At 43.3% G+C, this 12,675-nt stretch carries 13 protein-coding genes and 1 tRNA gene; 9 read left to right on the top strand and 5 right to left on the bottom strand.

Annotated features, from left to right (window positions below; genetic code table 11):
• Positions 1–3: 3 nt before the first annotated feature.
• Positions 4–1,476 carry a cytochrome-c oxidase, cbb3-type subunit I gene (gene ccoN / locus LU297_RS02530; RefSeq protein ID WP_263076845.1) on the bottom strand — a complete coding sequence of 491 codons (1,473 nt, stop codon included), beginning with the start codon at positions 1,474–1,476 and terminating at the stop codon, positions 4–6.
• Between the two features lie 581 nt (positions 1,477–2,057).
• Between ccoN and LU297_RS02535 the strand changes: the two genes are divergently transcribed.
• The 3 genes from LU297_RS02535 to LU297_RS02545 all read left to right on the top strand — a co-directional run bounded on the left by LU297_RS02535 (position 2,058) and on the right by LU297_RS02545 (position 4,867).
• Positions 2,058–2,441, top strand: a complete 384-nt coding sequence (locus tag LU297_RS02535; RefSeq protein ID WP_263076846.1) for an SCP2 sterol-binding domain-containing protein — start codon at positions 2,058–2,060, stop codon at positions 2,439–2,441.
• Between the two features lie 273 nt (positions 2,442–2,714).
• Positions 2,715–4,145, top strand: a complete 1,431-nt coding sequence (gene ccoG, locus LU297_RS02540; RefSeq protein ID WP_263076847.1) for a cytochrome c oxidase accessory protein CcoG — start codon at positions 2,715–2,717, stop codon at positions 4,143–4,145.
• A gap of 113 nt (positions 4,146–4,258) precedes the next feature.
• Positions 4,259–4,867 carry a FixH family protein gene (locus LU297_RS02545; protein WP_263076848.1) on the top strand — a complete coding sequence of 203 codons (609 nt, stop codon included), beginning with the start codon at positions 4,259–4,261 and terminating at the stop codon, positions 4,865–4,867.
• A 75-nt stretch (positions 4,868–4,942) separates the two neighbouring features.
• On the opposite strand, the gene LU297_RS02550 is transcribed toward LU297_RS02545, so the two are convergent.
• The 3 genes from LU297_RS02550 to LU297_RS02560 are packed head-to-tail and all read right to left on the bottom strand — an operon-like array spanning position 4,943 to position 6,844.
• Entirely contained in the window at positions 4,943–5,917 is a 975-nt protein-coding gene (locus LU297_RS02550) for a LysR family transcriptional regulator (protein ID WP_263076849.1), read from the bottom strand.
• A 37-nt stretch (positions 5,918–5,954) separates the two neighbouring features.
• A complete protein-coding gene (locus LU297_RS02555) occupies positions 5,955–6,347 on the bottom strand; it encodes a hypothetical protein (protein WP_263076850.1) in 393 nt (130 codons plus the stop codon).
• Positions 6,344–6,844 carry a L,D-transpeptidase gene (locus tag LU297_RS02560; protein WP_263076851.1) on the bottom strand — a complete coding sequence of 167 codons (501 nt, stop codon included), beginning with the start codon at positions 6,842–6,844 and terminating at the stop codon, positions 6,344–6,346. The genes LU297_RS02555 and LU297_RS02560 overlap by 4 nt, the downstream gene beginning before the upstream one ends.
• 222 nt (positions 6,845–7,066) lie before the next feature.
• Between LU297_RS02560 and argG the strand changes: the two genes are divergently transcribed.
• The 6 genes from argG to LU297_RS02590 all read left to right on the top strand — a co-directional run bounded on the left by argG (position 7,067) and on the right by LU297_RS02590 (position 11,608).
• On the top strand, positions 7,067–8,410 hold the full coding sequence (argG, locus tag LU297_RS02565; RefSeq protein WP_263076852.1) for an argininosuccinate synthase: 1,344 nt from the start codon (positions 7,067–7,069) through the stop codon (positions 8,408–8,410).
• Positions 8,411–8,552: 142 nt separating this feature from the next.
• Complete coding sequence (gene pyrC, locus LU297_RS02570; protein WP_263076853.1) at positions 8,553–9,614, top strand: dihydroorotase; 1,062 nt, start codon at positions 8,553–8,555, stop codon at positions 9,612–9,614.
• The gene (gene rnt / locus LU297_RS02575) at positions 9,611–10,279 is read left to right on the top strand and encodes a ribonuclease T (protein WP_263076854.1); all 669 of its coding nucleotides are present in this window, start codon (positions 9,611–9,613) and stop codon (positions 10,277–10,279) included. The genes pyrC and rnt overlap by 4 nt, the downstream gene beginning before the upstream one ends.
• Before the next feature lie 2 nt (positions 10,280–10,281).
• Entirely contained in the window at positions 10,282–10,770 is a 489-nt protein-coding gene (locus LU297_RS02580; RefSeq protein WP_263076855.1) for a YajQ family cyclic di-GMP-binding protein, read from the top strand.
• A gap of 163 nt (positions 10,771–10,933) precedes the next feature.
• Positions 10,934–11,009: transfer RNA gene (locus tag LU297_RS02585), tRNA-Glu, on the top strand.
• Positions 11,010–11,140: 131 nt separating this feature from the next.
• Positions 11,141–11,608 carry a hypothetical protein gene (locus LU297_RS02590; protein WP_263076856.1) on the top strand — a complete coding sequence of 156 codons (468 nt, stop codon included), beginning with the start codon at positions 11,141–11,143 and terminating at the stop codon, positions 11,606–11,608.
• 31 nt (positions 11,609–11,639) lie between these two features.
• Here the strand turns inward: LU297_RS02590 and LU297_RS02595 are convergent, their stop codons facing one another.
• Positions 11,640–12,674, bottom strand: a complete 1,035-nt coding sequence (locus LU297_RS02595; protein WP_263076857.1) for a type I glyceraldehyde-3-phosphate dehydrogenase — start codon at positions 12,672–12,674, stop codon at positions 11,640–11,642.
• Position 12,675: the final 1 nt, after the last annotated feature.

A 12,675-nucleotide genomic window follows, 5' to 3' on the forward strand; every position in this document is an offset into this window, starting at 1 on the left:
CCCTTATGCTTGAACAGTTTCTACGGTGTCATTGCCAGTAACTGGCTCAACCTCTGCGGCGATGCTTGGCATTTTGATGGTTTTATAGACATTATAAGCCATGACAAACATACCAGCCACATATAGACCACCACCCAATGCACGAACCACATAAGGCCAGTGTGATACCACAACTGTCTGAATAAAGTCGTAAGCCAAAGTACCATCTGGGTTAGTAGCACGCCACATCATACCCTGAGTGATGCCAGAAATCCACAAGGCAACAATGTACAATACCGTACCTGTGGTCGCCAACCAAAAATGCAGCGTGATTAGGTTGGTTGAATACATTCTTGCTTTATTGTAGATGCGTGGCAATAGCACATAGATAGAACCAATGGTAATCATACCAACCCAACCCAATGCACCTGAATGCACATGACCAACTGTCCAGTCAGTGTTATGGCTGATGGCATTGACCGCCTTGATAGATAACATCGGACCTTCAAAGGTACTCATCGCATAGAATGACAACGCAACAATCAAGAAACGAATGATTGGGTCAGTACGAAGTTTATCCCAGCTACCTGATAGGGTTAGAACACCGTTAATCATACCACCCCAAGATGGAGCAAATAGAATTAGCGAGAATACCATACCCAATGACTGCGTCCAGTCAGGCAATGCTGAGTAATGTAGATGGTGTCCACCTGCCCACATATATGAAGCAATCAATGCCCAAAAGTGAACGATTGACAGGCGATATGAATAAACAGGACGACCAACTTGCACAGGAATGAAGTAATACATCATACCAAGGAATGCTGCTGTCAAATAAAAACCAACCGCATTATGACCGTACCACCATTGAACCATTGCGTCTGTCGCACCACCATACAGTGAGTATGATTTAAAGGCATCAACTGGCACTGCCATGTTGTTCACAATGTGCAATAAAGCAATCGTGATGATGAATGCAGCAAAGAACCAGTTAGCCACATAAATATGCGAGGTTTGACGCTTGATGATTGTACCAAAGAAAACAATAGCATAAGCCACCCACACCAAAGCAATGGCGATGTCAATCGGCCATTCTAGTTCGGCATATTCTTTGGCAGAAGTAAAGCCTAATGGCAAAGTGATTACCGCAGCCACAATGATTGCCTGCCAGCCCCAGAAAGTAAACCACGCCAAATAAGGGGCGAACAATCTGGTCTTACAAGTACGCTGAACGATATAATAAGAGGTTGCAAAAAGTGCTGAACCACCAAATGCAAAAATCACCGCATTCGTGTGCAGTGGTCTTAAACGACCAAAAGACAGCCAAGCTGTATCAAAATTCAACGCTGGCCACGCCAGTTGCGATGCAATAAATACACCCACCGACATACCAACAATACCCCAAAATACCGCCATGATGGCAAACAATCTCACCAAAGTGATTTCGTATTCATGGTCAGCAGAAAGCGGGGCAACTACTGATTTATATAGACTCATTGGATATTTTCCTGTGCAGCCTGATTTTTTTGTGTCATGCGTGTGACAGTTCATCAACGCACGATTTAGATATTTGTGTGCTTATTGTAACGCAAAGTTTGGCAAATATCATTAAGAAGGCAAGCAAAAATGAAAAAATCCTTAATTTTTCTAAGGAATATCGGCAAAACTGCTCAAATAACGATAAGCTACCCTTAAAAATGGTGTGATTTTGGCGATATATTTCGCTTGCTATGCTCAAAATGAGTGCTTGGCTTGCGTTTTGTGATACAAAAAACCTTGTATCAAAGGATATCCATACTCATACTAAGGTATTGATGGAAGTTTTCACCTTTTATTATACAACACAATTGTAATTTTTGGGGATATTTTGTAAAAATATTGAAATTTTTTGGCAATATTTGATATTTTTTGGGCATATTTACCATCATTGATTGGATACAAAGACCGATTTTCCCAATTTTTGTGGGTATTTTGCCCAACTTTTAATCATTTATCAAAATTCATACAAAGCATTCGGTATTTTATGAGCAAATGTTTTATAATAATGATACTTTATTTTTATTCACGAGATATTTTTTATGAACAAATTTCTAAGCCAATCATGGTTTGATGCGGTCGCCACACTCAATCAAGAAGCTGGCGAACTTAACCTACCACCAACTCTTGCCAACCTAATCCTAAATGCCAAAATCACAGGCGACAATCCTGTTGAACTACACCTAAATGCAGGTAAAATCATGCAAGACACCAACCCCAATGCCGCCAGTACCATCAGCATTGATGAAGCCACTTTGGGTCGTATCATCGAGACAGGCGATGTCAATATTGCCATCGAAGCCTTTATGATGGGTCAAATTCGCATCGATGGCGACATGACACAAGTGATGGCTCTACAATCAACCAAGCCCAGCCAAGAACAAAAAGCATTGTACAAACAAATCAAAGCAATGACCGAATTTTAATCCAAGCGATGAGTTTGCCCAATTTGCATTAAATTGGGCTTTTTTATACACGATTTTTTAATGATTGGGCTTTGTTTTTCCATCATGGCATATACTTATGCCAAAATATAGTTTGCTTTTATTGATTTAATCGTAAATACCTACAAAATAAAATACAAAATCCTTACAAAAAATGATAATATAAGCAAACAAACATCACCGCTTAACTTATATCAAGCTGTCAAACACCAACCCCGCCAAGCATACAAACTGCTTTTAGCCAAGGTTATGATTATGTCAGAACAAGAAAAACCAAAGAAAAAACGCCCCGCTCCTGAAAAAATCATTCCCCATTCCAAAGACATGGACGCCACCAAAAAGCGTGTCCACCCAAGATTTGTCACTGGTAAATACCAAAATATTCGTGTGATTAGCATGTATGCCATCTTTGTGGCATTTTTGATTGCTCCATGGATTCGTTGGAATGGTCGTCAGGCAATTTTATTTAATGTGGTTGAACCAAAGTTTTATATCTTTGGGGCGACTTTCATGCCACAAGATTTTTATTTCTTTGCCTTTGTGTTCATCATTGCCGCTCTTTTGCTATTTATGGTGACTGTCTATGCAGGGCGAGTGTGGTGTGGCTATGCTTGCCCACAAACCATCTATGTGCATCTGTATCAGCACATCGAAAAGTGGATTATTGGTGATCGTAACAAACGCCTCAAATTTGACAAAGCCCCTTGGAATGCCGAAAAAATCATCAAAACAGTGTTGGTACACGCCATCTGGGGTGTCATTTCTGCCATCACCGCTTTGACATTCATCGCTTTTATCGTTGGGACGGATTATCTATTTTTTAATGGCTCAACCCCATTTTTTATGGGTTGGGGTAAAATGACTTGGGTATTCTTCTTGCTCATCACTTTCGTCACCCAAACCAACGGTGGCTATATGCGTGAACAGATGTGTGTACATCTTTGTCCGTATGGTCGTTTCCAAAGCGTGATGTTTGATAAAGACACTTTGATTGTCTCTTATGATTATGAGCGAGGCGAACCTCGTGGTGCTCGCAAAAAAGGAGCGGTCGCTGAGGGTTATGGCGACTGCGTGGACTGCACCATGTGTGTGCAAGTCTGCCCAACAGGCATTGACATTCGTGATGGTTTGCAGGTGGAATGTATCCAATGTGCCGCCTGTATCGATGCGTGTAATGAAATCATGGATAAAGTTGGCTATGCTCGTGGTCTAATTCGCTACACCACCGAACGCCAATTGGTCGAAAAACAAAAAACCAAAATCATCGGCTGGCGTATCTTTGCCTACATTGCTGTGCTGGGAGCGTGTTTTGTGGCGGCAACTTTGGTTGCTGTGGGACGCTCACCGCTTGAAATGGAAATTCGTCATGACCGTAAACAATTAACCAAAATCAATCGTGACGGCTTGGTCGAAAATAGCTATGTGCTAAAAATCGTCAATAAAACAGACGAGCGTCAAATTTATCAAGTTCGCTTAGAGAATGCGACAGGCATGACCTTAAAAGCTCGTTTCAAAGAATTACCATTGCAGGCCAACGAACCTTATGATTTGCCAGTCAGCATCTACGGTGACCCAAAGGTCATCAAAGAAGGACATACGCCAATCACCATCACAGTGTATAGCAAAGATGGCAAATACAACAGTCAAGCCCAAGATGTGTTCATCTATGAGCCTAAGAAAAAATAACCATCAATTCATTCAAACCAAATGATTGATTTGGTTGGTTGATTTTGGGTTTTATGCACAGCTCCATTATGCTACAATGGAGCTGTTTTTATGAGCAACATTGAGCTTGTGCTATGCCATCACCCAACAAAAAAGAAAATATTTGGTACAAAAACTACATGGTGCTGATTTTTGTCATCGGATTGCCTGTTTTTGTCATCATCGTTTGTCTATTTTTTATCTTTTATTCAATCAAAATCCAAGACTCCACCGTTCGAGATGATTGGTACATGGACGGCAAAACCTTATATCAAGATGCCAGTCGAGACCAGCTAAGCTACGATTTAGACTTATCTGGCATCATGCGTTTTGATGGTAAAACGGTACGATTTGAACTGCGTTACCCTGCCGAAAGCCTAGCCAGCGGTAAGCTCAAAGATGGCTCGCCACTAGCTTATCCCAAGCAATTATCCGTTCGCATTTCGCACGCCACCGACATCAACAAAGATAAGGATTTTGTCATCACGCACACCAAAGACAATCTCTATCAAGGCACGGTGGAGCTTGACAACACGCCAGCCAAATATTATCTGCAAGTCAGTCATGACCAGCAGCCAAATTGGCGACTGATTCAGACCCAAAAATTACCCGCTGCCAATATTTCATTTCAGCCCTTATCCAGCTTTGCTGAAAGTCGCTCTGCCCTGCCCGACCAGAAAGATAAGCGAGCCAGTCACAAATAGTAAATATCACGCCATCAAAAAAGCTGTTTTTTACAAAACGGCTTTTTGCTTAGTCATATCAACACACAATCACACTTAGGTTGAGACTGCATTGGCTTTTTCTTCCTCCAAAATCACCTGTCGTGCCACATGCAAAATCAGCTGTCTAAGCCAGCGATGAGCAGGGTGATGCTGCAATAGCGGTGACCAAGCCATTGTTAGCTCAAATTCTGGAATAAAAAATGGCGGGTCTTTGACAACGATTTGAGGGTTGTTATCCGCCTGCAACTTGGCAACTCTGGTGGGCAATGTCGCCACCAAATCTTTGTTGGCGATGAGCATGGCAGGCATTTGGTAATGTCTGGTAAAAACACTGATTTGGCGTTTTTGTCCCAAACGGTGCAGAGCTTGGTCGATTGAACCTAAGCCACCTGATTTTTCAGGATTAACCCCAAAACCCACACCCATGCCTGTCTTGGAGACCCAAACATGCTGAGCCTTTAAGTAATTTTTTAGGTTAAAACGATTGACATAGGGGCTATCTGCCGATAACAAACAGCTAAAAGTATCTCGCCACACTAAGACCTGATGGAAACTTTGGGGAATTTCATTAAATCGGTTAATCGCCAAATCCACTCGCCCCTGCTCCATATCACGATACGACACATCAGACGGGGTTAGAAAGTCCAAGATGACATTAGGTGCTTCACTGCGTAACGCCTTAACCAGACGAGGCACCAAAGTTGCCTCAGCATAGTCTGAGGTCATGATTCGAAACACTCGTGAGGTGCTATAAGGACGAAACTCCGTGCGTGGTTCTAGCAGGGTATTGATGTCTGCCAAAACCTCACGAATGCGAGGTTGTAGCTCAAATGCTCTATCGGTTGGGGTCATGCCCTCTGATGAACGCACAAGCAGCGGGTCATTAAACAAAGAACGCAAACGGCGTAAAATATTACTCATTGCAGGCTGAGTAATTCCCAGTTGTTCAGCCGCACGAGTGACATTCTTTTCACGCAATAATACATCTAGATAAAATAATAAATTTAAATCCACTTTTTGTAAGTTCATAATCAATCCTACGCATGATGATGTGGCATGATAATGCTCAATCCAACCAAGTTAGCTGGTCTTGATGAACCGCCAACACGCCTGTCATCGCTTGATAATGCTCAATGATTTGTGTCATTGGTCTGTCCATCTTTGGCTTAATGGCGATGGCATTGATGTGCTTATATGTATAAATCACCACATCGCCACGATGTTCAATGGCTGATGATAGCTTTGATGTGACATCAGATGATTTGTCCAAAAAAATCAATAGATTGCCTGTATATTTGGCAGCATCTTGGGCAACCTGTGGTGCGTACTGCAAGGCATTATCCGCAGGCTTGGCAAGGCTTTTGACCAAGCCAACTTGCTGGCAAGCAGATAATATCAGACATAAAAACGCACATAACGCATATTTTGGCATTTTATATTTAATAATCTGCATGTTCATACAATCAGCACCGTCATTCCCACATCGACTTGCTCATACAGCCAAACAATATCGTCATTACGCATTCGCACACAGCCATGTGACAACGGCACGCCCATCGGCTCGCTGTCTGGCGTGCCATGAATATAGATGTAGCGAGATTTGCTATCGACACACACACCATCAGCATCATTGCCTTGATTAACACCCTCTTCACAGCCATCAAGCCACAAAATTCGACCCAAAATCCAATCTCTATCAGGAAATGATTTGCCTAATTGTTCATCATACAGCTCGCCTGTAAACTTGCGTGCCACAAACACAGCATTGGCAGGTAAATCATCGCCAAACTTTTGGGCAATACGATGTTTGCCAAGTGGCGTACAACCCGAACCCTCCATTTGACCTGTGCCATTTTTGGCAGTAGAGACCGCAAAACTTCTTAGCAAGGAATCGTCTTGGTACAAAGATAAGGTTTGTTGCTTGGTATCAACCAGTAAATATGTGGAATGTGCCATAATGAAATGATAAACATTTTTTAAATTGATAATACCAATAGTATAGCAAAGCTGGGTTTATTTTTGTGCAAAAGATTGGATAATTTTCATCAATTTTTCATTCATGCCAATCACTCATCTTAAAAGAATAAATTTTTTGCCATTTTTGGCGACAAAATCCCCACAATTCATCACAAAATTGCTATAATCAAAGCAATATCAGCATCAATCAGAGAATTTTGTATGAGCAACGCAACCATCTTACAGCACCTACCAACAGGTCAAAAAGTTGGCATCGCCTTTTCAGGCGGTCTGGATACTTCTGCCGCCCTACTTTGGATGAAACAAAAAGGGGCATTACCTTATGCCTACACCGCCAATCTGGGTCAGCCTGACGAAGATGATTATCATGCCATTCCCGCCAAGGCCAAGCAATACGGAGCGATTGAGGCACGCTTGATTGATTGCCGATTGCAACTTGCCTTGGAGGGCATCGCTGCCATACAGTGCGGTGCATTTCATGTCACCACAGGCGGTATGCCATATTTTAATACCACACCACTAGGTCGTGCAGTCACAGGCACGATGTTGGTTACCGCCATGCGTGAGGACGATGTCAATATTTGGGGAGATGGCTCAACCTATAAAGGTAATGACATTGAGCGTTTTTATCGCTACGGTCTGCTTGCCAATCCAGCATTGAAGATTTACAAACCTTGGCTGGACCAGACATTCATTGATGAGCTGGGTGGTCGTGCGGAGATGAGTCAGTTTCTGATTGACAACGGCTTTGATTATAAGATGAGTAAAGAAAAGGCTTATTCTACCGACTCTAATATGCTGGGTGCAACACACGAAGCCAAAGACTTGGAATTTTTGAACGCCAGTCATAAGATTGTTGAGCCAATCATGGGTGTGCGTTATTGGGACGAGGCAGTCAAGATTGATGCCGAAGAAGTCAGCGTTACTTTTGAAGAGGGTGTGCCTGTTGCCATCAACGGTGAGCGTCTTGATAACCCTGTGGATTTAATCTTAAAAGCCAACGAAATCGGTGGTCGTCATGGACTTGGCATGACCGACCAAATCGAAAACCGCATCATCGAAGCCAAATCTCGTGGTATCTATGAAGCCCCTGGTATGGCACTATTGCACATTGCTTATGAGCGTCTGGTTACAGGCATTCATAACGAAGACACCATCGAACAATACCGCATCAACGGTCTGCGTCTGGGTCGCTTGCTGTATCAAGGTCGTTGGTTTGACTCTCAGGCTCTCATGCTTCGTGAAACCGCCCAACGCTGGGTAGCTCGTGCCATCACAGGTACTGTGACGCTAGAATTACGCCGTGGCAATGATTATAGTATCCTTAACACCGAATCGCCAAATCTGACCTACGAGCCAGAACGCCTGTCGATGGAGAAAGTCGAAGATGCAGCATTTACGCCACTTGACCGTATCGGACAGCTGACCATGCGTAATCTTGACATCACAGATACTCGCCAAAAATTGGGTCTGTATGCCAAATCAGGTCTATTAGGATTGGGTGCAGGTAACGCTGTGCCGCAGCTTGACCAACAATCTAAATGATTGATGATACTTCCCAATCTTATTGATGTTTGGGAAGTTTTTTCATGATGATGGCTGGCTTGACATCACGACTGATTAAGCCAAGCCTTGATTATAACCCAACAGCATATTTGTTAATTTTTTATTTGATGGTAATACAAAAATGACCACAAGCATCACCCTAATCCAGCCTGATGATTGGCACATTCATCTGCGAGATGGGCAGGCTTTACAAACCACCGTACCACACGCTGCCAGCAGTTTTAATCGTGTGATTTGTATGCCAAATCTTGTACCTCCTGTCAAAACCACTCTTGATGCCATCGCCTACCGTGAGCGGATTTTGACCGCATTGGCAAACAGCACGCTGAGCGAGGAGCGAAAGGCAAGTTTTGACCCTCGCATGGTCTTATATCTGACCGACCATACCAGCCCCAAGGAGATTGAACAAGCCAAAAATTCTGGCGTGGTGCAGGCGGTCAAACTCTACCCTGCTGGGGCAACCACCAATTCAGCAGATGGTGTCACAGATATTTTGGGGCGTGCAAGCGTCTTTGAAGCCATGCAAAAACACGGCATTCCATTGCTGGTGCATGGCGAGGTAACGCATGCTGATGTGGATATTTTTGACCGTGAAAAACGATTTTTGGACGAAATTTTATCCATCATCATCAAAAATTTCCCCAAGCTTCGCATTGTGATGGAGCATATCACCACTGGTGATGCTGTCGATTTTTGTTTGGCACAAGGCGAGCATATCGGAGCGACCATCACGCCACAGCATCTGCTATTTAACCGCAATCACATGCTGGTGGGCGGTGTCAAACCTCACTTTTATTGCCTACCCATCTTAAAACGAGCTGACCACCAACAACGCCTGTTGGAGGCTGCTACCTCTGGCAATCCTAAGTTTTTCTTAGGAACGGACTCCGCTCCACATGCCACTCACACCAAAGAGAGTGCCTGCGGCTGTGCAGGGTGCTACTCCGCTCCGCATGCCCTACCCTTATATGCCACCGCCTTTGAGAGTATGAACGCTCTTGATAAGTTGGAAAATTTTGCAAGCCGTTTTGGGGCAAAATTCTATGGTCTGCCTGTCAATACCAGCACCATCACTTTGGTTAAGCAGGAACAAACCATCGTCCAAAGCTATGATTATTTGGATAATAAGAGTTTAACGCCACTTTTGGCAGGGCAAACCTTAGCATGGCGAGTAGATGAATGATGGATGAACAAAAACCAACCATTGCCAATCGTTTTCGAGGCTTTTTGCCTGTGGTGGTCGATGTGGAGACAGCAGGTTTTAATGCCAAAACAGACGCTCTGCTTGAAATCGCTTGCGTACCCATCTTGATGAACGATGAGGGTAAGTTATATCAGGGCGAGCCTCTGAACGCCCATATCGAGCCATTTGTTGGGGCAAATCTTGAACCTGCCGCTCTAAAATTCACAGGCATCAACCCTGACAGCCCCATTCGTAAAGCCATCAGCGAAGACGAAAAAGTCGCCCTTAGACGCATTTTTAAGGCACTAAAAACCCTAAAAAAACAGCATGAATGTCGCCAATGTATTCTGGTAGGGCATAATGCTCATTTTGATTTGGGTTTTTTGAATGCTGCCATTGAACGCACCAATTCAAAAAACCACTCGCCCTTTCATGCGTTTAGCGTGCTAGACACCGCAAGCCTATCCGCCCTTGCCTATGGACATACGGTACTGGCTCGCACCTGCATCATGGCAGGCATTGACTTTGATAACAGTCATGCTCACTCAGCTCTTTATGATACCCAAAAAACCGCTGAATTATTTTGTAAAATTTTTAATGAATTGCCAATGCTGCCTGTATTGCAGGCACATGATTGCCAATCGGACAACCAGCAAGGAGAATAACAATGCCATCATTTGACATCGTTTCAGAACTTAATGTTCAAGAAGTGCGTAACGCCATCGGCAACACCGACAAAGAGATTGCCACTCGTTTTGATTTTAAAGGCAGTGACATCACGGTCGAGCTAAACGAAAAAGCCAAAACCGTCACCATCACTTGCGACAACGAGCTACAAGCAGACAATGTCTATGCCATTTTTGAAAAACAGCTCATCAAACGAGGTGTGGATTTGCAATCACTCGACCCCCAAGACAAAGCCCAATCAGGCAAACACACCAAACAAATCATCAACCTAAAAGATGGGCTAGACTCAGACACCGCCAAAAAAATCAGCAAAGCCATCAAAGAAAGCGATTTAAAGGTTTCGGCAAGTATTCAAGGCGACAAAATCCGTGTTTCTGATAAGAAAAAAGACAATCTACAAGCGTGCATGGCATTTTTAAAAGAAAAATCTTTTGGCGTGCCATTGCAATTTAACAATTTTAAAGACTAAAATTCCTTTAAAATCAATACATTGTAGATTATTTTTAAAATTTAGCATAAAATTGCTTGACGCTCATCAATAATTTGCTATAATAACGCCACTTTTGAGAGATACGGTGAAAGCGTTCAAAAGTTGGTAAAGCGACTTAGATGGTCAGTTTTGCAAGTCCTGTGCTCCATTCGTCTAGAGGCCTAGGACACCGCCCTTTCACGGCGGTAACAGGGGTTCGAATCCCCTATGGAGTGCCAATATTCTAAAAAACACGCTAAGAGAATTCTTGGCGTGTTTTTTATTTTTACAAAAATTCACTGATGAGATTGTTTTTTTGAAATTTTATGCAATAATAAACAAACCAATCAACTAAATATTAAGGATTAAGATGAATACCACCATTAAAGCCGTCCTGTGTGGAGCATTGGTCATTTATTCGGGCAATGCCCTTGCCGAATCATCAAACAGCACCGCCGCCGCCAAAATCGCTGTGGTGAAAAAAGTGATGGCAAATGTCCACAATGACAACTTGATTAAATATGCCAGCAGATCATTAAGATCCGTAATGACACTCAACTATAAATTGGAAAATCAACTACAAGAGGCAATCTGTATTGATGGTCATATCGCGGGTACAGATTTTTCAGTTAGTCATATACGAAAAACCGCGAAATATAAAGCCTTATCAAATGGCGATATTGCAGTAAGTTTTAAGGGCTATCCTTCATCTTCTACACAAACCGTTTACTTTACACTTATTCAAGAAAATGGTCGTTATGTGATTGATGATTATTATCAAGCCGAATGGGATAGCACTTTTAAACAAGAGTTGCAGTCTTGCTTAGCAGAATTTTAAATTATCCACCACCCATTATTGGGTGGTTTTTTTATCGCTGGGCGAGCAGTTGGCACATATCCAGCAAGCGGTTGGCATAGCCCCATTCATTATCGTACCATGCATATACTTTGAATAAGCTGCCAGATTGCATCGTCTGCTGTCCATCAATAATGAGCGAGCGAGCATCGCCAATAAAATCGCTGGACACCAAAGGCTCATCAGTATAACCCATCACGCCTGCCAGTTTGCCATAGCTGGCGGATTTGAGTGTGTCTTGTAGCTGCACCAATGAAGGCTGATTGATAAAACTGATGGCAAGGTCAATGGCTGCCACATTGATGGTCGGCACTCGGATAGAATGCCCATTGATTTTACCCTTCATCTGTGGCAATACTCGCTCGGTGGCATTGATGCTGCTTGAAGTGGTCGGTATGATGTTGTGACTGCCCGCTCTGGCTCGTCTTAGGTCTCGATGAGCTTGGTCAAGCACACTTTGGTCGGCGGTCAAGGCATGAATCTCTGTCATCATCGCACAGTCAATGCCATATTTTTCATCAAGCAAGGACAATAACGGCACTAATGCCTGCGTGGTGCAAGACACTCCTGAGATGATGGGTAGCTTTCTAGATAGTATCTCATCATTCACACCCACCACCACACTGGCATCTACTTCATCAAATGGAGCCGCACCAATGATGACCTGTTTTGCTCCTGCCGCCAAGTGCAAACTGGCATCTTGATATGAGCGAAACTTACCCGTGCATTCTAACACCAAATCCACGCCAAGCTCTTTCCACGGCAGACAGTCGGGATTGGCTTGATGAAGCATGGTAATACGCTTTTGTCCATCGCTTGTGGATAAGCACAAATCATCTGCATCAATATTGGCTGACACACCAAGCTTATCAAGCCTGCCGTGCGTGCTGTCAAATTTAAATAAATGCAGCAACACCTCACTGTCCGCCACATCATTGATGGCAACAATCTGCACATCAGCAAACTGCTGAGCATGGCTAAGATACGCTCTTAGCAGATTTCTGCCAATCCGCCCAAAACCATTGATGGCAATACGCAATGCTGACATG

It is taken from the genome of Moraxella nasicaprae, assembly GCF_025643275.1.
In the GTDB taxonomy this organism is placed as follows: Bacteria; Pseudomonadota; Gammaproteobacteria; order Pseudomonadales; family Moraxellaceae; genus Moraxella; species Moraxella nasicaprae.

What these genes read in the sequence shown, in the direction of transcription:
- LU297_RS02535 (WP_263076846.1), top strand. Translation starts at nt 2,058, where the DNA reads ATGAACAAATTTCTAAGCCAATCATGGTTTGATGCGGTCGCCACACTC.
- argG (WP_263076852.1), top strand. Translation starts at nt 7,067, where the DNA reads ATGAGCAACGCAACCATCTTACAGCACCTACCAACAGGTCAAAAAGTT.
- rnt (WP_263076854.1), top strand. Translation starts at nt 9,611, where the DNA reads ATGATGGATGAACAAAAACCAACCATTGCCAATCGTTTTCGAGGCTTT.
- LU297_RS02590 (WP_263076856.1), top strand. Translation starts at nt 11,141, where the DNA reads ATGAATACCACCATTAAAGCCGTCCTGTGTGGAGCATTGGTCATTTAT.
- ccoN (WP_263076845.1), bottom strand. Translation starts at nt 1,476, where the DNA reads ATGAGTCTATATAAATCAGTAGTTGCCCCGCTTTCTGCTGACCATGAA.
- LU297_RS02560 (WP_263076851.1), bottom strand. Translation starts at nt 6,844, where the DNA reads ATGGCACATTCCACATATTTACTGGTTGATACCAAGCAACAAACCTTA.
- LU297_RS02550 (WP_263076849.1), bottom strand. Translation starts at nt 5,917, where the DNA reads ATGAACTTACAAAAAGTGGATTTAAATTTATTATTTTATCTAGATGTA.
- LU297_RS02555 (WP_263076850.1), bottom strand. Translation starts at nt 6,347, where the DNA reads ATGAACATGCAGATTATTAAATATAAAATGCCAAAATATGCGTTATGT.
- LU297_RS02595 (WP_263076857.1), bottom strand. Translation starts at nt 12,674, where the DNA reads ATGTCAGCATTGCGTATTGCCATCAATGGTTTTGGGCGGATTGGCAGA.
- ccoG (WP_263076847.1), top strand. Translation starts at nt 2,715, where the DNA reads ATGTCAGAACAAGAAAAACCAAAGAAAAAACGCCCCGCTCCTGAAAAA.
- LU297_RS02580 (WP_263076855.1), top strand. Translation starts at nt 10,282, where the DNA reads ATGCCATCATTTGACATCGTTTCAGAACTTAATGTTCAAGAAGTGCGT.
- LU297_RS02545 (WP_263076848.1), top strand. Translation starts at nt 4,259, where the DNA reads ATGCCATCACCCAACAAAAAAGAAAATATTTGGTACAAAAACTACATG.
- pyrC (WP_263076853.1), top strand. Translation starts at nt 8,553, where the DNA reads ATGACCACAAGCATCACCCTAATCCAGCCTGATGATTGGCACATTCAT.